This is a genomic window from Ancylobacter sp., from assembly GCF_965279025.1.
In the GTDB taxonomy this organism is placed as follows: Bacteria; Pseudomonadota; Alphaproteobacteria; order Rhizobiales; family Xanthobacteraceae; genus Ancylobacter.
On record NZ_OZ257132.1, the window covers coordinates 1,031,938 to 1,053,677 of the forward strand.

The following is a 21,740-nucleotide window of genomic DNA, read 5'->3' on the forward strand; positions in this document are numbered from 1 at the left end:
GCGCTATGAAGACCCGCCATGGTCGAGCCCGTCGATTCCCCCTCCCTCTTCCCCGCGCGCGAGCGCATGGTGGATGTGCTGCTGCCGCTCGCCATCGGGTCGGCCTATTCCTACCGCGTGCCGGAGGGCATGGAGGTGGCGGTGGGCGATGTCGTGGTAGTGCCGCTCGGCACCCGCACCATGCTCGGCTGCGTCTGGCCGCGCCCCGCCGATGCCAGACCGGTGGACCTCGCCAAGCTGAAGCCGATCCAGCGCCGCTATGACGTGGCGCCGCTGAACGCCCGGATGATCGCCTTCATCAACTGGATCGCCGACTACACGGTGATGCCGCCCGGCATGGTGCTGCGCCTCGCCCTGCGCCATGACGAGAGCGCCGGCATCGCCCGCGAGCGCACCGGCGTGCGCCTCACCGACCACCGCCCGGAGCGGCGCACCAAGGCGCGCGACAAGGTGATCGCCGCGCTGGAGGACGGCTTCCTGCGCGCCAAGAGCGAGGCGGCAAAGGAAGCCGGCGTCTCGCCCTCCGTGGTGGATGGGCTGATCGACGACGGCGTGCTGGAAACCGTGGTGCTGCCACCCGAGCCCGCCGCCGAGCCGCCGGACCCCGACCATGCGACGCCGGAGCTGCTGCCGGCGCAGGCCGAGGCCGCCGCCCGGCTCGTGGCGTCGGTGCGGGCGCGCGCCTTCCAGCCCTTCCTCATCGACGGCGTCACCGGCTCGGGCAAGACCGAAGCCTATTTCGAGGCGGTGGCGGAAGCCATCCGGCAAGGGCGGCAGACGCTGATCCTGATGCCGGAAATCGCCCTTACCCAGGCGTTTCTCGACCGTTTCGCCCGGCGCTTCGGCGTGCGGCCGGCGGAATGGCACTCGGCGGTGTCGACAAAGCGGCGCGGGCGCATCTTTCGCGGCGTCGCCTCGGGCGAGGTGAGCGTGGTGGCGGGCGCGCGTTCGGCGCTGTTCCTGCCGTTCCGCGACCTCGGGCTCATCCTCGTCGATGAGGAGCATGACAGCGCCTACAAGCAGGAGGACGGCGTCCACTACCACGCCCGCGACATGGCGGTGGTGCGGGCGCGGCTGGAAGCGGCGACCATCGCCCTGGTCTCCGCCACGCCGTCCATCGAAACCGAGGTGAACGCACGGCGCGGGCGCTACACGCGCCTCGCCTTGCCGGAGCGCTTCGCCGGCACCAAGGTGCCGCGGCTGGAGCCGATCGACCTGCGGCGCGAGGGCCCGCCGCGCGGCCAGTGGATCGCCCCGCGCCTGGCGCAGGAAATGGCGCGGACGATCGAGGCCGGCGGGCAGGCGCTGCTGTTCCTCAACCGGCGCGGCTATGCGCCGCTCACGCTTTGCCGCGCCTGCGGGCACCGCATAAAATGCCCGTCCTGCTCGTCCTGGCTGGTGGAGCACCGCTTCCGCCGCCGGCTCGAATGCCACCAGTGCGGCTATGCCATGCCGGTGCCGGAGGCGTGCCCGCACTGCCACGAGCCCAATGCGCTCATCCCCTGCGGCCCCGGCGTCGAGCGGCTGCACGAGGAAGCGGCAAAGCTGTTTCCGCAGGCCCGGCTGCAGGTGCTCTCCAGCGACCTCGCCGGCGGGGTGGAGCGGCTGCGCGCCGAACTAAAGGCGATCGAGGACGGTGCGGTCGACATCATCATCGGCACCCAGCTCGTCGCCAAGGGCCACAACTTCCCCGGCCTCGCCATGGTCGGGGTCATCGACGCCGATGTCGGTCTCGGCCATGGCGATCCCCGCGCCGCCGAGCGCACCTTCCAGCTGCTGCACCAGGTCGCCGGCCGCGCCGGCCGCCATGAAGTAGAAGGCCGCGCCTTTCTGCAGACCTACATGCCCGAGCACCCGGTGATGCAGGCGCTGGTGGCGGGCGACCGCGATGCCTTCTACGACCGCGAGATCGCGGTGCGCGAGGAGGCGCACCTGCCGCCCTTCGCCCGTTTCGCCGCGCTCATCGTCTCCGGCACCGATCCCCACGCCGCGCAGGCCCATGCACGCGCGCTCGCCGCCGGCTCGCCCCTCACCGACAAGGTGCGGGTGCTCGGCCCCGCCGAGGCGCCGCTGGCGCTGATTCGCGGCCGCCACCGCTACCGGCTGCTCGCCCGCTCGGAGCGCGCCTTCGACCTGTCCGCCTATGTCCGCGCCTGGATGGCGGCGGCGCCGCGTGCGACGGGAAGCCTGCGGGTGGACATCGACATCGACCCCCAGAGCTTCGTTTAGAACAAGGGTGTCGTGCAAAGCCGGCGCGCCTGCCGCGCTGCGTCATGACATTGCGTCGCGCGCCTGCTTTGCTCACAGTAAGCGGTAGCATTTGCCGGCGCGGCGGAGCGTGCAGAGATGATGAGCCTTCCCTTTTTTGGATTTTGCATCGCCCTTGGCTTCGCGGCCGCCGGCCAAAGGGGCCTCGCAGTTGCCGCCGGTCTCGTGTCGGTCGGCGTTCTGCTGGCGCTGTTCAAGCTGCACGCCACCTCCGCGCTCGACATCGCGCTGTGAGGGCCGCGCCGTGAACATGCCCAAGGCCCACGATCCCCTGACCCCGGACCTCTCCCGCCTTCTCAACGCGCTGGGCCTGCTCGCCATCGGCGCGGTGCTTCTGATGGCCTTCTATGACCAGTTCGTCGGCGGCGAACTGCCCTGCCCGCTCTGCCTTCTCCAGCGCGCCGGCTTTGTCGGCGTCGGTGTGGGGCTGGCGCTCAACCTGAAATTCGGCCCCCGGCCGAGCCATTACGCGCTCGCCATGCTGTCCGCCATCGCCGGCGACGTGGTGGCCGCCCGGCAGATGCTGCTTCACATCGTGCCCGGCTCCGGCAGCTTCGGCGCGGCGTTTCTCGGCATGCACTTCTACACCTGGGCGGCGCTTCTGTTCGTTGTCATCGTCGGGGGCTGCGCCCTGCTCCTGCTGTTCGACCGGCAGTTCGCGTCCCGCCCTCGGGTCTACCGGCTCGGCGGGCTGGCGCTGCTGGCCTTCGGGCTGATCGCGCTGCTGGCGTTCGCCAACGGCGTCTCCACCGTGCTCGAATGCGGCGGTGGCCTGTGCCCGGACGACCCGGAGGACTACCTCCTGCTGGACAGCGAGCCGCCCGCGCCCGCCCCCGCGCCCTGAGCGGCGATCGCGCAAAAGCACGGCGCCCCGACGGCCGCGCGCGCAAATTCCCCCGGCGGCATTGACGGGTGCGCGCGCGAGGCCTAGCTTCCCGGCCATGATGATCGTTTCACACGAGGGCGCGCAGTTTTGCGCAGGGCGGCGAATTCGTCGCCCGGCCGACAGGTTCGGCCGGGTTTCCTGACGCTCGACCTCCCTGATTCCTCTCGTCATCATCGGACGCCATCATGACTGCCGGCCTTTCCCGCCATCGCCTTGTCGTCGAGGCGGATGCCCATCCCAATCTCATGCTCCGCCTGCTGGAGCCTTTCGCCGTCCATGACGTTCAGCCGACCCGTATCCGGCTCGACGGCCCGGCGGACGGCAAGATCGATCCCGCCCATCTCGGCACCATGCGGGCGGAAATCGCCTTTGTCGCCGGCCCCGAGATCGCCGAGCGCCTGTGGGCGCGCATCGACGTGATGGTGCCGGTGCGCGCCTCCCATCTCGTGTCGAGCGCCGCCACCGAGATCGCGGCCTGATCGCATGCTCGCCCAGCTCGGCGCCATCGCCCTTGTCGTGGCGCCGGTCTTCGGGCTGATCGGGGTCGGCTTCGTTGCCTCCCTGTCCGGGCATCTACGCGAACGCGCCGCCGAGGGCCTGTCCGACTATGTGTTCGGGCTGGCGGTGCCGGTGCTCATCTTCAAGACCCTGGCCGAGGCCCAGCTGCCGCAGGGGGGCCAGCCCTGGGGCTACTGGATCGCCTATTTCGCCGGCGCCTTCGTGGTCTTCGCCCTCGGCATGGTGGCGGCCAGGAAGCTGTTCGGGCGCAGCCATCTCGAATCGGTGATCCAGGGCTTCGCCTGCGGCCAGGCCAATACCGTGTTCGTCGGCGTGCCGCTCATCCTCCAGGCCTTTGGCCCGGAGGGGGCGGTGCCGCTGTTCCTGCTGCTCGCCATTCATCTGCCGGTCATGATGGTGGTGGCCACCGTCCTTGCCGACGGGGCGGGCGCCGGCCTGTCGCGGGCGATGCTGGGCCAGCTGTGGCGGATGCTGACGCGCAACCCGATCCTGCTCGGCATCTATGCCGCCTGCATCGCCCGGCTCACCGGCTATGTGCCCGGCGGGGTGCTGAAGCAGACGCTCGACATGCTCGCTTCCTCTGCGGTGCCCTGCGCGCTGGTCTCGCTCGGCCTTGCGCTGCACCGCTATCCCATACGCGGCGATATCGGCCCGGCGGTCCTCATCACCACGCTGAAGCTGTGCGTGCACCCGGCCATCGTCTACGCCCTCACCCGGGTGCTGCCGATGCCGCCGGTCTGGGCGGATGTCGCCGTGGTGTTCGCCGCCATGCCCTGCGGCATCAACGCCTATCTGCTCGCCCAGCGCTACAAGGCCGGCGTCACTGCCTCGGCCAGCGCGGTCTCGCTGTCGACGGCGGCGAGCCTGTTCACCATCACCATCTGGTTTCTCATCCTCGGCGTGAGCTAGTGGCCGGGCGCGTCGGGCGCGGGCGCCGGCTGCGGCCAGCGCACCAGCGCCTCGAAGCCGGCCGGCGTCAGCGCATAGATTCCCCGATCCGTGCGGGCGAACCAGCCATAGACATTGTCCCGCAATATCTTGCCGGCGTCCGGCGCCCTGCCGCGCAAATCGCGCGGGCGCTGCGGCCCCGCCGCCATCGCCGCCGCGCAGGCCAGCGCCTGCTGGCGATAGGCGGTCATGATTGGCACGCGCGAGCCGCCCCCCACGGCCGGATCGCCCAGCCGCCGCTGGTGCTCCGCCATCAGCTTTGAGCGGCGGCGCGGGTCCTTTCGCGGCATCGGCGCGTCCGGGCTGACCAGCACCGCCACCTCGCCGGCGGGAGACACCACGAGCATGCCGAACCCCAGCCGCCGGCAGAGATTGCGGAAGCGCGAATCGCGCTCGCGTCCATTCCCGCGCACCGAGCCCCGCGCCGCCAGCCACACCTCGTCGCAGGCGCCCGCGCGATCGACCGCCTGCAGTACCAGTTCCAGATTGAAGCTGAGCTTCAGCTCGCCGATCACCACCAGCGGCGTCTCGTCGGCCGAGAGCGCGACGAGATCGCAGCCGCCGACCTCCCCCTTCACGGTGAAGCCGCGTTCTTCGAGGAACCGCTTGATCGGCAAATAGAGCGAGGTTTCCAGGGTCGGCACTCCAGCTCGTCGCAGGAAAGGAAGGTCCGCCTCAGCCGTGCGGGCGCGGCGCGCGCGCGGCACCCGCCGGCTTGGCGGCGAGCCAGATCACGTGCCGCGCCCCGCTTTTGCCATGGGCGCGCACCCGCGCCTCTTCCACCGCGAAGCCGGCGCGGCGCAGGCGGCTGGTGAACCCGCTGTCCGGCGCGGAAGACCACACCGCCAGCACGCCGCCCGGCCGCAGCGCCGCACGGGCGGCGCCCAGCCCGGCAGGGCCGTACAGCCCGTCATTGGCCGCCCGGGTGAGCCCGCCCGGCCCATTGTCGACATCGAGCAGAATGGCGTCATATGCCGCGCGGCCCGCACCGATCAGGCCGGCGACATCGCCCTCGAACAGGGCGACGCGCGGGTCGGCCAGGCTGTCGCCGAAGATGTCCGCCATCGGCCCGCGCGCCCAGGCGATCACCGCCGGCACCAGCTCGGCCACCACGATCTGCGCGTCGGCGCCAACCTCACCGAGCGCCGCGCGCAGCGTGAAGCCCATGCCGAGCCCGCCGATCAGCAGCCGCGCCGCCGGACGCGGCCCCAGCCGCGCGCAGACCAGCGTGGCGAGCGCCTTCTCCGAGCCGCTGAGGCGGCTGTTCATCAGCTCGGTCGCCCCGGCCATGATGGAGAATTCGTCGCCCCGCCGTTTCAGGCGCAGTTCGCCGCCATCGGGCACGGGGGCGGTATCGAGCAGGATCCAGGGAATCATCGGGCGTCTCGGCGGGGGCGTCCCCCGAGGTAGCGCCGATCAGGGCCGCCGGGCAAGCACGCCCACCGTAAGAGCGGGGTGCCCTGCACTCCCCTCAGTTCAGCTTCATGCAGTTGGCGTAGAAGGTGGTGGTCGCCGGCCAGTCGGAGAACACCCCGATCACGCCGATATCGCGGGCCAGCACGTCGAGCAGGGTCAGCGCGTCGCCATCCCGGTCGATCACCGGCTTGACCGACTGGTAGTAGTAGCCGCCGCCATCCTTCAGCGGGCCCGAGCGCTCCAGCGACCAGGAGATGAGGCCGAGCCCGGCCTTCTTGGCCTCCTCGGCGTAGCGCGAGGGCACGATCCTGCCGTCCCGCACCGTCACCAGCATCCAGAGCGGCGGGGCGAGGATCTTCACCCCCTGGTCCGCCAGCTCCTGCATGGAGGGCGACCAGCTCTCCGGCTTCATGTTGTCGAAGCCCCTGCCGGTCTCGTCGCGGCCGTCGAGATAGACCGCCTGGGCGCCGAAGGCCGGTTCCGCCTTCAGCCAATAGAGCACGTCGCGCAGCTGGAACGACTGGGCATAGACGTCGGAGGGCGCCACGCCGGCCGCCTTGTAGTCGTCGATCATCTGCTGGGCGTAGGCGTCCTGCGTGTAGTCGCCGTCGAACGGCATCGCGACGTCCGGGGCCTTCAGCTCCGGCGTGAACTTCAGCCCGAGCGATTTGACCAGCGCGATATAGTCCTTGTGCGACATCAGCGTCGCGCGGTCGACATAGAGGTCGGTGCGCCAGCGCGCCGTCGCGTTCATGTAGTCCGCCACGTTCGTCGCGTTGGGGTTGGCAGCGTCCATTTTCGGTTTCAGCGTCTTGAACTCGGCCAGCGTCAGATCGCTGGTGCAGCACGTCGCCCGCGCCTTGCGCCCGCTGGCCGGGTCGGCCGGCGTGAAGCCCTCGCTGCATTTGGCGGCGAGTTCGGGGCGGGCGAGAATATCGGTCGTCGTGGCGAGGTCGCACTGCGCGTGGCGACACACCAGCTCGCGGTCCTTGGTGAAGGCGACGTCGCACTCGATCACGCCGGCGCCCATGCGGGCGGCGGCGAGATAGCCCTCGCGCGTGTGCTCGGGAAACTGCAGCGGCGCGCCGCGATGCGAGATGGAGAAGTTCTTGGTGGCGAACGGCCCCCTGCAGCGGGCCAGCTCGTCCTTCAGCGGCCCGTCCTTCATCTGGTCGACCAGTTGGAACGGGCGGGGCCCGAGTTCCGCCGGTCCGCCCGGCGCCTGGGCGGACGCGCTCGCCGCGGCGAGAGAGAGGACGAAGACGGCGGCGGCCTGCAGGCGGATGTGTCGGGGCATGGGGGCTCCGTTCAGGGCAGAGTAATGCGTGGTTTGGCTACTCCGTTCCAGTGACATGGATGTTACGGCAACGCCCCGTCATGTCGGCGAACGCCTTCCCCAGCGCTTGGCGCCGCACCTCGTCGGGCGTCACCCCCTGCGCCCGCAACGCGTCGAGGCCTTGCGAGCCGATGGATTTGGAGAGCTTGCGGCCTTCCGCATCGAGCAGCAGGGCATGGTGGGTGTAGAGCGGCGCCGGCAGCCCCAGCAGCGCCTGCAGCACACGGTGCACCGAGGTCGCCGCCTTCAAATCCGCCCCGCGCACCACATGGGTGATGCCCTGCAGCGCGTCGTCCACCACCACGGCGAGGTGATAGGAGGTCGGCACCTCCTTGCGGGCGAGGATCACGTCGCCCCAGGCGCGCGGATCGGCGGCAATGCGGCGCGCGGCACCGCCGGCCGCGTCGATCTCCTGCCAGTCCAGCGGCCCGGTCAGCGTTGCGGCCTGCTTCATGTCGAGCCGCAACGCATAGGGCTCGCCCGCCGCCCTGCGTTGCGCCCGAGTCTCCGGGCTCGACATGTCGCGGGAAAAGGGAAACAGCGGCGCCCCGTCCGGGTCGCTCGGCCAGCCCGGCCGCTCCGCCACGGCGCGGCGTATCTCGCCCCGGCTCTCGAAGCTGGCATAGACCAGCCCCAGCGCTTCGAGCCGCGCCAACGCCGATTCATAGTCGGCGAAATGCTCGGATTGCCGGCGCACCGGCGCCTCCCATTCCAGCCCCAGCCAGGCGAGGTCCTCGAAGATCGCCGCCTCGAAGTCCGGCCGGCAGCGCGCGGGGTCGATATCCTCGATGCGCAGTAGCAGCCGCCTGCCGGCAGCGCGCGCCATGGCGTCGTTCAAAAGGGCGGAGCGCGCATGGCCGAGATGCAGCAACCCGTTCGGGCTGGGCGCAAAGCGGAAGGCGGGGCGCGCCACGGCGCCCTCAGCGCGCCGCGATCACGGCGACGCCGGCGCCCACCATCACGCCGCCGGCGGTCCGGTTCACCCGGCGCACCACGGCCGGCGTACGCAGCAGCCGGCGCGCGCGGCCGGCCAGCACGACATGGCCGCCCACCACCACCGCCTCGACGGCAAGGATGATGGCGGCAAGGCTCAGAAGCTGGCCCGGCGTCAGGGAGGAGCCCACCACATTGGGCAGCAGCGCCACGTAGAACAGTGGCATTTTCGGGTTGCCGAGATTGAGCGCGACGCCGGTCGCGAACACCGGCAACAGGCCCCGCCGCTCGGCTGCCGGCTGCTGCGCCGGCACCACCGGCTCGGCGCGCCAGAGCCGCACGCCCGTCCAGACGAGATAGGCGGCGCCGGCATAGCGCAGCACCGTCATCACCCAGCCCATCTCCTGCGCGACGAGCGACAGGCCGAAGGCGGCGAGGGTTAGGAAGATCAGCACGCCGGCGACAGTGCCCGCTCCATAGGCGATGCCGGAGACCGCACCATGCGAGAGGGTGCGCGCGACAATGGTCATGTTGTCCGGGCCGGGGCTGGCGGCAAAGACAAAGAAGGCGGCCGCGAAGGCGAGCAGCGTCGACAATTCCATGGCCACCCTCCCGCAGATCATGCCCGAAGCTCACCGGCGCATCGGATAGGCAAGGATAGCCGCTTCGCCGCGCCCCGTAAGCTCAGAACTGGCGCGCCACCATCATCTTCTTGATCTCGGCGATCGCCTTGGCCGGGTTCAGCCCCTTCGGGCAGGCCTTGGCGCAGTTCATGATGGTGTGGCAGCGATACAGACGGAACGGGTCTTCCAGATCGTCCAGCCGGTCGCCGGTGGCCTCGTCGCGGCTGTCGATCAGCCAGCGATAGGCCTGCAGCAACGCGGCCGGGCCGAGATAGCGGTCGCCATTCCACCAATAGCTCGGGCAGGAGGTGGAACAGCAGGCGCACAGGATGCACTCGTACAGCCCGTCGAGCTTCTCGCGGTCCCCCCGCGCCTGCCGCCATTCCTTCTCCGGCGCCGGCGTCTCGGTGTGCAGCCAGGGCTCCACCGAAGCGTGCTGGGCGTAGAACTGCGTCATGTCGGGGACGAGGTCCTTCACCACCTGCATGTGCGGCAGCGGGTAGATCTTCACCGCCGAGGCATCCACCTCGTCCATGCTCTTCAGGCAGGCGAGCGTGTTGGTGCCGTCAATGTTCATGGCACAGGAGCCGCAAATGCCCTCGCGGCACGAGCGGCGGAAGGTCAGCGTGGGGTCAACCTTGTTCTTGATCCAGATCAGCCCGTCCAGCACCATCGGCCCGCAATCGTCGCGGTCGACATAATAGGTGTCGACGCTCGGATTCTTCCCGTCATCCGGGTTCCAGCGGTAGATCTTGTACTCGGTCAGCCGATTGCTACCGGCAGGCTTCGGCCACACCTTGCCTTCGACAAGCTGCGAGTTCTTTGGAAGCGTGAGCTGGACCATGGCGAGCGATCGTTCCCCGGCTCAATACACCCGCTTGCGCGGCTCGATGTACTGGATGTCGTTCGACAGCGTGTAGGTGTGCACCGGCCGGTCGTCGAGGCGCACGGATTGCGCCTCGAAGTCCATGAAGGCCAGCGTGTGCTTCATCCAGTGGGCGTCGTCGCGGTCGGGATAATCCTCCCGCGCATGGGCGCCGCGGCTCTCGGTGCGGGCGGCAGCGCTTTCCATGGTCACGGTCGCCTGGGCGATCAGATTGTCATATTCCAGCGTCTCGATGAGATCGGAATTCCAGATCAGCGAGCGGTCGGTCACGTCGATGTCGCTGGAGCCGGCGAACACGTCGGCGATCAGCTTGCGGCCCTCTTCCAGCACCTCGCCGGTGCGGTAGACCGCGCAATTGTTCTGCATCACCTTCTGCATGGAAAGCCGCAGCTGCGCGGTGGGCGTGCCGCCATTGGCGTTGCGGAAGCGATCGAGCCGGGCCAGCGCCAAATCGGCGGAATCGGCCGGCAGCTCGCGCTGCTTGTCGCCGGCGGTCAGGATATCGGCGCAGCGCAGCGCCGCCGCGCGGCCGAACACCACGAGGTCGGTCAGCGAGTTGGAGCCGAGCCGGTTGGCGCCGTGGATCGAGACGCAGGCGCATTCGCCCACCGCCATCAGGCCGGGCACCACATGGTCCGGGTTGCCGTCCTTCTTGGTCACCACCTCGCCGTGGAAGTTCGTGGGGATGCCGCCCATGTTGTAGTGCACGGTCGGCAGCACCGGGATCGGCTCCTTGGTCACGTCGACGCCGGCGAAGATCTTGGCGCTCTCGGAAATGCCGGGCAGGCGCTCATGCAGGATCGCCGGGTCGAGATGGTCGAGGTGCAGGTAGATGTGGTCCTTGTTCTTGCCGACGCCGCGTCCCTCGCGGATCTCCATGGTCATGGAGCGGGAGACGACGTCGCGCGAGGCGAGGTCCTTGGCGGAGGGGGCGTAGCGCTCCATGAAGCGTTCGCCCTCGGCATTGGTGAGGTAGCCGCCCTCGCCGCGCGCGCCCTCGGTGATGAGGCAGCCCGAGCCATAAATGCCGGTGGGGTGGAACTGCACGAACTCCATGTCCTGCAGCGGCAGGCCGGCGCGCAGCACCATGGCGTTGCCGTCGCCGGTGCAGGTATGGGCGCTGGTGGCGGAGAAATAGGCCCGGCCATAGCCGCCGGTGGCGAGGATCACCGTCTGCGCGCGGAAGCGGTGCAGCGTGCCGTCGTCCATCTTCAGCGCGACGAGGCCCCGGCAGCGGCCTTCCTCGTCCATGATCAAATCGAGCGCGAAATACTCGATGAAGAACTCGGCCGAGTGCTTCAGCGCCGCGCCGTAGAGCGTGTGCAGGATGGCGTGGCCGGTGCGGTCGGCGGCGGCGCAGGTGCGCTGCGCCGGGGTCTTGCCATAGTCCACCGTCATGCCGCCGAAGGGGCGCTGATAGATGCGGCCTTCCTCGGTGCGCGAGAACGGCACGCCCCAGTGCTCCAGCTCGTAGACGGCGGCGGGGGCGTGGCGCACCAGATATTCGATGGCGTCCTGGTCGCCCAGCCAGTCCGACCCCTTCACGGTGTCGTACATGTGAAAGCGCCAGTCATCCGTGCCCATATTGCCGAGCGAGGCGGCGATGCCGCCCTGCGCCGCCACGGTGTGCGAGCGCGTCGGGAACACCTTGGTCACGCAGGCGGTGCGCAGCCCGGCCTCGGAACAGCCGACCACGGCGCGCAGCCCGGCGCCGCCGGCCCCCACCACCACAACGTCATAGCTGTGGTCGGTGATCGGGTAGGCGGTCTTGAACGACGCGCCGTTGGCAGCGCCAGTGGCGGAAGAGGTTCCGGCCATGGGGTCAGCCTCCGAAACTGATCTTGAGGACGGCGAAGGCACCGGCGCTACCGACCGCGATGGTGAAGAACGTATTGGCGATCAGCGCGAGGACCTTCGCCCCCTCGGCGGGCACATAGTCCTCGATCACCACCTGCATGCCGATCCGCATGTGGTAACAGACGGAAAACAGCAGCAGCAGCAGCACGATGGCAACCAGCGGATGGCCGAGCACCGCGATCGTCTGCGCGTGCCCCTGCCCCGCCACATAGACGATGATCGGCAGCGCGATCAGGATCAGCAGGAGATTGGCCAGCGCGGTCACGCGCTGCAGCCAGAAATGGCCGGTGCCGGAGCGCGCCGAGCCGAGGCCGGCGACCCGCCGGCGCGGGGTGCGCATGGAAGAACCGGGGGACACGCGCATGTTCAGCCCTTCACCAGCCAGATGACGATCCACAACACCGCGGTGAGGGCGATCGACCCGCCAATGGTGAGCTTGGCGAACAGTTCGCGCGCCTGCGGGCCGAAGCCGGCGCCGGTGTCCCAGACGAAATGACGTACGCCGCCCAGCGCATGGTGGATCAGCGCCCAGCTGTAGCCGACCAGCACGAGAAGGCCGATCCAGCTGCCGAACAGCCCGTTCACCAGCGTGAAGGCCCGCTCGGAACCGGCGGCGGCGAGCAGCCAGATCACCAGCAGCAGCGTGCCGAAATACAGCGCGCAGCCCGTGATGCGATGCACGATGGACATCATCATCGTCAGCATCGGGCGGTAGATTTGGAGATGCGGGGAAAGGGGCCGCTCGGCCGCTCCTGCCATGTCGGTGTCCCAGATCACTCAGGAATATGATGTGTGCGTAGCGGAAACGATAGCAGTTCGCAATCATTCCAAAGGCGGCGTCTATCGTTCCTTCGTCGGCGTCCGGTTCCCGGTTGCGCCGCAGCAACCCCACCCTAGCGCATGGCCGGCACCGGGCGCATCCCCCTATTTCCGCCCTCGTAAAGGCACGTCCGCACCTTTTGCGGTACGGCGCTGACGGCCTATTAACCATCTTCGCCTTTTAATTGACGGAAATCCGCCGTCAGGTGGGGTCCCTGCGGAGCACCCGCATATGAGGTTGCGTCGTCCATGCATTTCGCGAAACCCAGCTGCCTGCTCGGCGCATTACTGGGCCTGTTTGTCGCTTTCGCTGCCCCGGCCACGCCCGCGGCGGCCCAGTCGCAGGATTCGGTTCGCACCCTCGCCTCCGGCGGCCTGACCCGCGAATACATCCTTCACCTGCCGAAGAACGCCCCGCCCGGCCCCCGGCCGCTGGTGATCGCGGTGCATGGCGCGCTGCAGCCGGCGGGCATGATGCAGCGCTATCTGGACCTCGACGCGGTGGCCGACCGCGAAGGCTTCGTCGTCGCCTATCCCAAGGGGCTCAATCTCTTGTGGAATGACGGGCGCAGCTCCATCGCCGGTTTCATTCCGCTGCTGCAGAAGCGCGATGACGGCAAGTTCATGGTGGACCTGCTGGACGCGCTGGCGGCGGAGGGCATCGCCGATCCCGCGCGGGCCTATCTGATGGGCTTTTCCAATGGCGGCTTCCTCACTGCCTTCGTCGCGTGCCGCTATGCCGATCGCTTCCAGGCCTATGCGGCCATGATGATGACGGTGCCGGTCGGCTATTCCGAAAGCTGCCGCCCCTCGAAGCCGGTGCCGATCCTGCTGATGAACGGCACCTATGACCCCATCGTGCCGATGTTCGGCCGTCCGACGCCGGGCGCCCGGCTGATGTCGGCTGACGCCACCGCCGCGCTTTTCGCCCGGCTCGACGGCTGCTCGGCGCCGGAGCAGACCACCGCGCCGCACGCCCGCATCACCCGCTGGAACAATTGCGCGCCCGGCGGCGCGGTCGCCTATTACGAGATCGCCGGCGGCCACCAGCCGCCCTCCCAGTCGACCGATGCGGTCGATGCGCTCGCCTCCGTGCTGCTCGGCCCGCGCCGCAGCGGGCTCGACGCGCCGGAGGAGATCTGGTCCTTCTTCACGCGCTTCGGCGGCACCGCCCCGGCGCCGGCGGTCGAGATCGCCGGGCGCACGCAGGTGCCCTTCCCGACACCGGCCACGCCCGCTTCTCCGGCTCCCGCTTCTCCCGCGCCCGCCTCGACCGCGCTGTCGCTGGCGCCGACGCCGCCCGCCCCGTCCTCGCCGAATGCCCGCCCGATCCTGAGCCAGCCGACCTCGCTGGCCGATGCCTGGCAGGGCATCGTGCCGGCAACGGCCGAGGCAGGCGGCGCGGGCACCCCGGCCCCCGCAGCCGCTTCCTCGCTCAACCGGCCCCTCGCCCCGGGCGCGCCCATGCCGCTTCATGCCGGGTTCGTGCCCGCGGGAACCGGCCAGGCCGCGGCGGCGACACGGCTGGCGCAGATTCCGGCGGCGCTCCCGGTCGAGGTTCCACTTCCCCCGCCCTCGCCGCTGCGCGGCCGGGCGGCGAGCGTGCAATAGCGTCCCGCCGACCTTCGCCGCCATCCTTTTGCCGTGAGCCCCGGCTTTACATCGGGGCTCGCCGGCCCATGCCCATGTCGATTCGCCGGCCGGGCGGGTTGACGGGTGAAGGCGCGGGCGGCATCGTCGCCACCCATCCGCTACGGGGGTAATAAAGAACCTCCGACGCCACGGTATCGGAAGCTATCAGCGAATGCCCCGGAAGCCCTGGCCTCCGGCACACATTGCGTCCGCAAACGGGCGCCACGTTTAAACACAGGTGCTCACGCTGGTCCCGGACCGCGCAATGGGCACGTTGGGGAAGGCGGGGAAGCCTGTTGGAGACGAGGCGCGGACTGGCAGGCGTGAGGCGCTCTCACCTCGCGGCGTTCGATCTCGGCGACGAGCCCCCGCTCGGCGTCGATGGCGATGCCGAGGAGCCGATCAATCGTCGCCGCATCTCCATCCGCTGGCTCATGGCGACGCTGCTCACCGGCATTTGCGGCGCCGCGCTGATGGGCGGCGCGGTCTATGCCGCGCTCGATGGCGAATATCGCTTCGCCCAGTCGCCGGAAACCGTCCGCTCGGCCCTGCGCGGGGCGCTGGCCGCCGGCGAGCGCCCGTCCAATGTCGCCCGCAAGGGCGACCGCATGTCGATCCTCTCGGAGAGCTTCAGCGCCAAGCAGACGCTGCGCCTGTCGACCACCGTCAAGGATGGCGACAAGGAGATGATCCGGGTCCGCGCCGTCACCAAGGTCGCGACCAATCTCGCGCAGTCCGTCACCGCCGCTTCCGTCGACGTCCCGCGCTTCAACCCGGCGAAGATGATCGCCGAATCGACCAATGACGACAATGACGCGGTGCAGGCCGAGCCGACCGGCGACCTCACTATCGTCCTGCGCGACATTCCCAGCCTGGCGCCGAGCACCCGCTTCGCCGCCGAGCTGCCGATGGAAGACGTGCTGATGAAGGTGCGCGAGACCGCCGAGTTCAGCGTGCCCACCGCCGACAGCCGGACCCCGGCCTTCCCCGGCGTCGGCGTGCTGGCCTATGCCCCCGCCGGGCCGGCCGATCCGGTGAACGCGCTCCCGGCACGCGAGAACATGTCCTCGGTCGACAAATCCGCCGAGGATGCTTCCGGCGGCAATGACTGGTCCGAGCGCACCGTGGTCGCCAAGGCGGGCGACACCATCGCCTCGATCCTCGTCGATCTCGGCGTGCCGGAAGATTCGGCCAATGGCGCCGCCCGGGCCTTCGGCACGCGCGAGCTGGCGGGCAAGCTCACGCCGGGCCTGCGGCTGAAGATCCTGCTCGACAACGCCACCGAGGGCGCCATGCCGCTGCGCGTCGCGGTGTTCGCGGAGAGCGGGCACCAGGGAACGGTCGCCCTTTCCGACAGCGGTGCCTTCCTGCCCGTGCAGGAAGCCGGCGACGTGCAGGTCGCCGATGTGGCGCCGGACGACGATGGCGACGAGGATGGCGGCGGCGGGCGCGGCATCACCCTCTATGACAGCATCTGGGAGACCGCGCTGCGCCACGAGGTGCCGCGCCCGGTCATCGAGAGCATGATCCGCGTCTATTCCTTCGACGTCGATTTCCTGCGCCGCGTGCGCACCGGCGATTCCTTCGAGGTGGTGTTCGAGCCCGACGAAGCCGGCGGTGCCGGCGGCGTGCTCTATGCCGGCCTCACCGTCGGCGGCGAGGAGCGGCGCTATTACCGCTACCAGACGCCCGATGACGGCCTTGTCGACTTCTATGACGATGGCGGCAAGAGCGCGAAGAAGTTCCTCGTCCGCAAGCCGCTTTCCGGCGGCCAGTTGCGCTCGGGCTTCGGCATGCGGCGCCACCCGATCCTTGGCTACAGCCGCCTGCATTCCGGCGTCGACTGGTCCGATCGCACCGGCACGCCGATCTATGCCGCCGGCAATGGCGTGATCAAGAAGGCCGCCTGGACCTCCGGCTATGGCCGCCGCATCGAGATCCAGCACGCCAACGGCTACGTCACCACCTATTCGCACCAGTCCGGCTTCGCCAAGGGCATCCGCGAGGGCGTGCGCGTGCGCCAGGGCCAGCTGATCGGCTATATCGGCTCGACCGGCCTCTCCACCGGCGCGCATCTGCACTATGAGGTGCTGGTGAACGGCCGCTTCGTTGACCCGATGCGCATCCGCCTGCCGCGCGGCCGCGCGCTGGACGGGCGGATCCTGGCGAGCTTCGAGAAGGAGCGCGAGACCATCGACACGCTGCTCAACCATAGCGGGCCTGCCCGGGTTGCCGCCGGCGCGCGCGGCGACGAGATCAACTGATGCTGGACGGCCCGCGCCTCGGTCCCCATTCCGGTGGCCCGGCCACCTCGCTGGTCGTGCTGCTGCACGGCTATGGCGCCGATGGGCGGGACCTGATCGACCTCGGCGAATTCTGGGCGCCGATGCTGCCCGGCACCGCCTTCGTTTCGCCCCACGCCCCCGAGCCGCTCGCCATCGCCCCGGTCGGGCGGCAATGGTTCGGCTATGTCGAGCGCGACGACCGCGAGCGCTGGACCGGCGTGCAGAGCGCCCATGCCGCGCTCGGCGGCTTCCTCGACGCCGAGCTCGCCCGGCTGAACCTGCCGGGTTCGCGCCTCGCTCTGGTCGGCTTCAGCCAGGGCACGATGATGGCGCTGCACACCGGGCTGCGCCGCAAGGTGCCGCCCGCCGGCATTGTCGGCTTTTCCGGCATCCATGTGCTGGCGCCCGAGCGGGCCATGGCGGAATTCGACGCGGAGATCATCGCCCGCCCGCCGGTGCTGCTGGTGCATGGCGATCTTGACCAGGTGATCCCGCCCACGGCCCTGCCGCGCGCTGTGGAAAGCCTGCAGCGGCAGGGGGTCGAGGTGCGCGCGCACCTGTCGAACGGCCTCGCCCACGGCATCGACCGCACCGGCCTCGCCCTCGCCGGCACCTTCCTCTCCGAAGTGCTGGCCTGAGCACCTGTGACATTCAAGCCGCGCTGCGGCGGAAAGCCCCCGGGCGCTTCACAAGACTGACACGCTCCCTATAGACTATCGCCGTGCGTCACGCGGCGCCGTTTCGACACCGTGCTGACGCTCCTGACAGGGAGCGAGCGTTGACGGCGACTTTGTCTCCGGGTGCCTGGCCTGCCCTCGTGCTCAACGCCGATTACCGGCCGCTGAGCTATTACCCGCTGTCGGTCTGGGCGTGGCAGGACGCGATCAAGGCGGTGTTCCTCGACCGGGTGAACATCGTCGAATATTATGAGCGGCAGGTCTCCAGCGCGACCTTCCAGATGCGCCTGCCCAGCGTCGTCTCGCTGAAGACCTTCATCCGGCCGACGCGCCAGCCCGCCTTCACCCGCTTCAACGTGTTCCTGCGCGACCGCTTCACCTGCCAGTACTGCGATTCGCGCGAGGATTTGACCTTCGACCACGTTATCCCGCGTTCGCGCGGTGGCCAGACCACGTGGGACAATGTCGTCGCCGCCTGCTCGCCCTGCAATCTGCGCAAGGGCAGCCTGATGCCGGAAGCCGCCCACATGCTGCCGCGCCAGCGGCCCTATCAGCCCAGCGTGTTCGACCTGCACCAGAACGGCCGCCACTTCCCGCCGAACTACCTGCACGACAGTTGGATGGACTATCTCTACTGGGACACCGAGCTGGACCCGTAGGCCCCGAACCCGTAGGCCCTGGACCCGTGAGCGCCGGGCGCCCTCACGCCTTGGCCGTCGCGCCCCACATCGCCACCACGACCAGCGCGCTGGCGATCACCGCATTGTAGCCGGCGAGCGACACGCCGAGCAGCCGCCACGGCGCCTCGTCGCAGCGCACCACGCGCGCGCCCTGCAGCTGGCCCAGCAGGTCGCCGCCGCCCACCGCCGGCCCGGCGCCGGAGCAGGTGTCCGGCCCGGCCCAGAAGCCCCATTCGACACCGGCATGGTAGACCGCGAGGAACGCGCCGAGCGCCATCAGCATGCCGCACAGCGCCAGCGCCACCCGCGCCGGCCCCGCCTTGCCGAGAACCGCGCACAAGGCGGCGATGAGTGCCACCGGCACGGCGACATAATAGGGAATGCGCTGCTCCAGGCACAGCGGGCACGGCGCCAGCCCCACCACCAGCTGAAAATACCACGCCCCCGCCAGCGTGCCCGCGCTGGCAAAGGCCACCACCAGCGCCGCCGTTACCTGGCGGTTGCGCACGGTGCCGCGCGCGGCGGCGGAAGCGATGGGGAGCGAAGCGGTCATGGCAAAGCACCGGGTGGTAAGCGTTGGCCGCTACTACTAGCGCCTCGCCCGCCCGGCGCAATGGCACCGCACATCACGTCTGCCCGAGGCACAGCTCCCGCGCGCGGCCGCCGCCTCACGCCTTGCACCTCACCCCAGCGCGAAGCGCAGCGCCCGCGCCATCGCCGCCGGGAGGATCGAGGCGTGGTCCTCCCCCGCCAGCACCTCGCACCGCAGCTCGGCGTCGGCGCCCACCGCCGCCCGTGCCCGCTCGGCAAAGCCTTGTGCCCGGTCGACCATGCCGCGCCGCGCCCGCCGCGCCGCCATTTCCTGCGCTTCGGGCCGCGCCGCCTGCCAGGGCGACAGCGCCTGCTCCCATTCCCCCACCAGGATCGACAGGCGCGGCGGCTCTTTCCGGGCCAGTGCCAGCCCGTCGACCAGCCGCGCCTCGTCCCACCAGAGCGAGGGGCTCACCGCGACATGGGAGCGGAACGCCCCATTGTTGCGCGCCATCACGTCGAGCGTGAACCAGCCGGCCAGCGAATGGCCGAACAGCGTCTGCCGCCCCGGGTCGAGCGGAAAGCGCGCCGCGAGATGCGGCTTCAACACCTGCTCGATGAAGGAGAGAAAGGCGTCGCGCCCGCCGGTCGGCCGGTCCCCGCCCTCAGTGCCCGGCCCGGCCGTATAATCGAAGGTGCGCCGCGCCCGCGCATCCTCGCCCTCGGGATAGCCAATACCGACCAGCAGCATCGGCGCGATGCCGGTCGCGGAAGGGCGCACCGCGCCGCGCCGCAGCACCTCGGCAAAGGTGGCAAAGCCGGCATTGGCGTCGAGCATGAACAGGGAGGGCAAGCCCGCCATCGGCGCCTCGCCCTGCGGCCAGGCCACGAAGATGCGCCACGGCGCCCCGCCGCCGGGGGGCGCCAGGTCGAACCATTCGGCGTCGGGTAGGGTGACGGGGTTCATGGGCAGCGTCGCAAGGAGGGGAGCCGTGACGTCGGTGCCGGACAACCCGGCTCTCCCTCTTGCCCTAACCGGCCCCCGCCGCCAAGGGCGCGCGTTGGAGCAGGTGGCGGCCCGGGCCGAGCCGGGGCATGACGGACGGCCATGACGGACGGCCATGACGGTCGCAGGTGGGGAAAGGCACAGCAAGGCAAAGCACCGCCCCGCTCCCCGGACCAGCAGCGCCCCGCGCGGCGCCGATCCGGGGCCCAGGAGGACCGGGCGGACGCGCCGTGCACGCGACCGTCGCGAGGCATTGCCGAAATGTCGGGCGCTGGGTCCCGGCGCGGCGCTCCGCCTGCGGCTCCGCTGGGCCGGGACACGGTGGAAATGCCCGGGGATAGTGGCGGGGGATGCCACACGGGGGCGAGGAGGCGAGCGGGCCGCCCTTCCCTCCCCCTCGCCTCGCAGCGAGTAGCCGCACACTGGAACCGTTCCAGAAATTTCCGTGACCTGACAGGAACTTGACCCACGGCGGCAGCTCATGCAGAACCCAGTGCCGCCGAAGGACCGCCGGAGACAGGATGACCACGCCCGCCGCCCCACGCGATGCCCGAACGGCGGCCCCACACGCGGCCCATGCGGCGGAATTGGCCTCCTATGCGCGCCTGGTGCGCCGGCGCGTCGCCCTCGTCGCCGGTCTCGGCGCGCTCATGGTGGCGGCGCTGCTGGTCGACATCGCCACCGGCCCCTCGAACCTGCCGCTTGCCGATGTGGTGTCCGGCCTATTGAACCCCGCCGGCCTCGATGCGCCCGCGCGCGTGATCATCTGGGAGGTGCGGCTGCCTTATGCGCTGATGGCGGTGCTGGTGGGGGCAGCGCTGGCGCTGGCCGGGGCGGAGATGCAGACCATCCTCAACAACCCGCTGGCGAGCCCGTTCACGCTCGGCGTCTCCTCCGCCGCCTCCTTCGGCGCGGCGCTGGCGCTGGTGCTGGGGGCGAGCCTGCCGTTCATCCCCGCCGAATGGAACCTGCCGGCCTTCGCCTTCATCTTCGCCCTCGGTTCGGTGCTGATGCTGCAGGCCATGGCCAATCTGCGCGGCACCGGGGTGGAAACGCTGGTGCTGTTCGGCATCGCGCTGGTCTTCACCTTCAACGCGCTGGTGGCGCTGGTGCAGTATGTCGCCAGCCAGGAAGCGCTGCAGCAGCTCGTGTTCTGGAGCATGGGCAGCCTCTCCCGCGCCAGCTGGGGCAAGCTCGGCGTGCTGGCCCTCGTCACCGCTGTGGTCGTGCCGTTCTCGCTCAAAGCCTCCTGGCGGATGACGGCGCTGCGCCTCGGCGAGGATCGGGCGCGCTCCTTCGGCATCTCGGTCAAGCAGCTGCGCTTCTTCTCGCTGCTGCGGGTGAGCCTTCTCGCCGCCACCTCGGTCGCCTTTGTCGGCACCATCGGCTTCATCGGGCTGGTAGCGCCGCACATTGCACGGATGCTGGTGGGCGAGGACCACCGCTTCTTCCTGCCCGCGTCGCTCTTGTCGGGCGCCGTCATCATGTCGCTGGCCTCGGTCGGCTCAAAGCTCATCGTGCCCGGCACCCTGCTGCCGGTCGGCATCGTCACCGCGCTGATCGGCGTACCCTTCTTCATGGCGCTGATCCTCTCGCGGCGGGAGCGGCTGTGATGGCACCGCTCCTCACCATCGAAGGCCTGTCCGTTGGGTATGGCAGGCGGGCGATCATCGACAATCTGAGCCTCCCCCCCATCACAGGCGGCGGGGTGACGGCGCTGATCGGGCCGAACGCGGCGGGCAAGACGACGCTCCTGCGCGCCCTAGCCGGGCTGGCGCCGGCGAAGGGGTCGATCCGGCTCGGTCCCACTGCACCCGCTGGTCACACTGCACTCACTGTCCACCCCATCGAACTGACCGGCCTGCCCATTTCCCGGCACGCCCGGCATGTCACCTACATGCCGCAGGCCCTGCCCCAGCGCGTGGCGCTCACCGTGTTCGAGGCGACGCTGTCGGCGCTGATGGCGGCCCGCAGCGATATCGTGCTGTCGAATGCCGAAGCCCGCACGCGGGCGCTGGAGACGCTGGAACGGTTGGGAATCCTCGATCTCGCGCAGCGCGGGCTCGACGAGTTGTCCGGCGGCCAGCGCCAGCTCGCCAGCCTCGCCCAGTCCATCGTGCGCGAGCCGACCGTGCTGCTGCTCGACGAGCCGACCAGCGCGCTCGACATCCACCACCAGATGCGGGTGATGCAACTGGTCGAGGAGCTGGCGCGCGAGCGCTCCATCATCGTCGTCATCGTGCTGCACGACATCGCCCAGGCCGCCCGCTATTGCGGACGAATAGTCGTTCTGGAACAAGGACATGTCGCCGCCGACGGCTCGCCGCGCGAGGCGATCACGCCGCAGATGCTGGCCCGTGTCTACAAGGTGGAGGCGCGCGTCGAGCACTGCTCGCAGGGCTTCCTGCAGGTCATCGTCGACCGGGCGGTGTGAGCGG

22 protein-coding genes are annotated in these 21,740 nt (G+C 69.9%); 11 read left to right on the forward strand and 11 right to left on the reverse strand.

All coding sequences use genetic code 11. From position 1 onward, the window contains the following. Nucleotides 1–18: 18 nt before the first annotated feature. The 5 genes from ACQY76_RS04770 to ACQY76_RS04790 all read left to right on the forward strand — a co-directional run bounded on the left by ACQY76_RS04770 (nucleotide 19) and on the right by ACQY76_RS04790 (nucleotide 4,582). Nucleotides 19–2,229 (forward strand): primosomal protein N', encoded by a 2,211-nt coding sequence (locus tag ACQY76_RS04770; protein ID WP_428031757.1) that lies wholly within the window; start codon nucleotides 19–21, stop codon nucleotides 2,227–2,229. Between the two features lie 117 nt (nucleotides 2,230–2,346). Continuing rightward, a complete protein-coding gene (locus ACQY76_RS04775; protein ID WP_428031758.1) occupies nucleotides 2,347–2,502 on the forward strand; it encodes a DUF5993 family protein in 156 nt (51 codons plus the stop codon). A gap of 16 nt (nucleotides 2,503–2,518) precedes the next feature. After that, the gene (locus ACQY76_RS04780) at nucleotides 2,519–3,112 is read left to right on the forward strand and encodes a disulfide bond formation protein B (protein ID WP_428032935.1); all 594 of its coding nucleotides are present in this window, start codon (nucleotides 2,519–2,521) and stop codon (nucleotides 3,110–3,112) included. Nucleotides 3,113–3,339: 227 nt separating this feature from the next. Beyond that, nucleotides 3,340–3,633: a hypothetical protein gene (locus ACQY76_RS04785; RefSeq protein WP_428031759.1), complete on the forward strand. Its 294-nt coding sequence runs from the start codon at nucleotides 3,340–3,342 to the stop codon at nucleotides 3,631–3,633. A 4-nt stretch (nucleotides 3,634–3,637) separates the two neighbouring features. Continuing rightward, nucleotides 3,638–4,582 carry an AEC family transporter gene (locus tag ACQY76_RS04790; RefSeq protein WP_428031760.1) on the forward strand — a complete coding sequence of 315 codons (945 nt, stop codon included), beginning with the start codon at nucleotides 3,638–3,640 and terminating at the stop codon, nucleotides 4,580–4,582. Here the strand turns inward: ACQY76_RS04790 and ACQY76_RS04795 are convergent. From ACQY76_RS04795 to sdhC, 9 genes are all read right to left on the reverse strand, one after another. Beyond that, a complete protein-coding gene (locus tag ACQY76_RS04795) occupies nucleotides 4,579–5,256 on the reverse strand; it encodes a DUF2161 domain-containing phosphodiesterase (RefSeq protein ID WP_428032936.1) in 678 nt (225 codons plus the stop codon). The genes ACQY76_RS04790 and ACQY76_RS04795 overlap by 4 nt on opposite strands. A 40-nt stretch (nucleotides 5,257–5,296) precedes the next feature. Continuing rightward, nucleotides 5,297–5,998 (reverse strand): spermidine synthase, encoded by a 702-nt coding sequence (locus ACQY76_RS04800; RefSeq protein WP_428031761.1) that lies wholly within the window; start codon nucleotides 5,996–5,998, stop codon nucleotides 5,297–5,299. A gap of 94 nt (nucleotides 5,999–6,092) precedes the next feature. Further along, on the reverse strand, nucleotides 6,093–7,334 hold the full coding sequence (locus ACQY76_RS04805) for a glycerophosphodiester phosphodiesterase family protein (protein WP_428031762.1): 1,242 nt from the start codon (nucleotides 7,332–7,334) through the stop codon (nucleotides 6,093–6,095). Between the two features lie 37 nt (nucleotides 7,335–7,371). Then, entirely contained in the window at nucleotides 7,372–8,286 is a 915-nt protein-coding gene (gene gluQRS, locus ACQY76_RS04810; protein WP_428031763.1) for a tRNA glutamyl-Q(34) synthetase GluQRS, read from the reverse strand. 7 nt (nucleotides 8,287–8,293) lie between these two features. Then, complete coding sequence (locus ACQY76_RS04815; RefSeq protein WP_428031764.1) at nucleotides 8,294–8,908, reverse strand: LysE family translocator; 615 nt, start codon at nucleotides 8,906–8,908, stop codon at nucleotides 8,294–8,296. A gap of 82 nt (nucleotides 8,909–8,990) precedes the next feature. Further along, nucleotides 8,991–9,773 carry a succinate dehydrogenase iron-sulfur subunit gene (locus ACQY76_RS04820; protein WP_428031765.1) on the reverse strand — a complete coding sequence of 261 codons (783 nt, stop codon included), beginning with the start codon at nucleotides 9,771–9,773 and terminating at the stop codon, nucleotides 8,991–8,993. 21 nt (nucleotides 9,774–9,794) lie between these two features. Further along, nucleotides 9,795–11,633 (reverse strand): succinate dehydrogenase flavoprotein subunit, encoded by a 1,839-nt coding sequence (gene sdhA, locus ACQY76_RS04825; RefSeq protein ID WP_428031766.1) that lies wholly within the window; start codon nucleotides 11,631–11,633, stop codon nucleotides 9,795–9,797. 4 nt (nucleotides 11,634–11,637) lie between these two features. After that, nucleotides 11,638–12,036 carry a succinate dehydrogenase, hydrophobic membrane anchor protein gene (sdhD, locus tag ACQY76_RS04830; protein ID WP_428031767.1) on the reverse strand — a complete coding sequence of 133 codons (399 nt, stop codon included), beginning with the start codon at nucleotides 12,034–12,036 and terminating at the stop codon, nucleotides 11,638–11,640. A gap of 2 nt (nucleotides 12,037–12,038) precedes the next feature. Beyond that, the gene (gene sdhC / locus ACQY76_RS04835; protein ID WP_428031768.1) at nucleotides 12,039–12,431 is read right to left on the reverse strand and encodes a succinate dehydrogenase, cytochrome b556 subunit; all 393 of its coding nucleotides are present in this window, start codon (nucleotides 12,429–12,431) and stop codon (nucleotides 12,039–12,041) included. Between the two features lie 309 nt (nucleotides 12,432–12,740). Here sdhC and ACQY76_RS04840 point away from each other — a divergent pair, with 309 nt between their 5' ends. From ACQY76_RS04840 to ACQY76_RS04855, 4 genes are all read left to right on the forward strand, one after another. Continuing rightward, nucleotides 12,741–14,102, forward strand: a complete 1,362-nt coding sequence (locus ACQY76_RS04840) for an alpha/beta hydrolase family esterase (protein WP_428031769.1) — start codon at nucleotides 12,741–12,743, stop codon at nucleotides 14,100–14,102. A 344-nt stretch (nucleotides 14,103–14,446) separates the two neighbouring features. Continuing rightward, nucleotides 14,447–16,387, forward strand: a complete 1,941-nt coding sequence (locus ACQY76_RS04845) for a peptidoglycan DD-metalloendopeptidase family protein (protein ID WP_428031770.1) — start codon at nucleotides 14,447–14,449, stop codon at nucleotides 16,385–16,387. Then, the gene (locus ACQY76_RS04850) at nucleotides 16,387–17,046 is read left to right on the forward strand and encodes an alpha/beta hydrolase (RefSeq protein WP_428031771.1); all 660 of its coding nucleotides are present in this window, start codon (nucleotides 16,387–16,389) and stop codon (nucleotides 17,044–17,046) included. The genes ACQY76_RS04845 and ACQY76_RS04850 overlap by 1 nt, the downstream gene beginning before the upstream one ends. 140 nt (nucleotides 17,047–17,186) lie before the next feature. Next, entirely contained in the window at nucleotides 17,187–17,744 is a 558-nt protein-coding gene (locus ACQY76_RS04855) for an HNH endonuclease (protein ID WP_428031772.1), read from the forward strand. Between the two features lie 43 nt (nucleotides 17,745–17,787). Here ACQY76_RS04855 and ACQY76_RS04860 read toward each other — a convergent pair whose 3' ends face one another. After that, entirely contained in the window at nucleotides 17,788–18,318 is a 531-nt protein-coding gene (locus ACQY76_RS04860) for a disulfide bond formation protein B (protein ID WP_428031773.1), read from the reverse strand. 129 nt (nucleotides 18,319–18,447) lie between these two features. Continuing rightward, on the reverse strand, nucleotides 18,448–19,263 hold the full coding sequence (locus tag ACQY76_RS04865) for an alpha/beta hydrolase (RefSeq protein ID WP_428031774.1): 816 nt from the start codon (nucleotides 19,261–19,263) through the stop codon (nucleotides 18,448–18,450). A 560-nt stretch (nucleotides 19,264–19,823) separates the two neighbouring features. On the opposite strand from ACQY76_RS04865, the gene ACQY76_RS04870 reads away from it, so the two are divergent. Together ACQY76_RS04870 and ACQY76_RS04875 are read left to right on the forward strand one after the other, a co-directional pair. After that, nucleotides 19,824–20,915, forward strand: coding sequence for a FecCD family ABC transporter permease (locus ACQY76_RS04870; protein ID WP_428031775.1), 1,092 nt, complete (start codon nucleotides 19,824–19,826; stop codon nucleotides 20,913–20,915). Continuing rightward, on the forward strand, nucleotides 20,915–21,736 hold the full coding sequence (locus ACQY76_RS04875; protein WP_428031776.1) for an ABC transporter ATP-binding protein: 822 nt from the start codon (nucleotides 20,915–20,917) through the stop codon (nucleotides 21,734–21,736). The genes ACQY76_RS04870 and ACQY76_RS04875 overlap by 1 nt, the downstream gene beginning before the upstream one ends. Nucleotides 21,737–21,740: the final 4 nt, after the last annotated feature.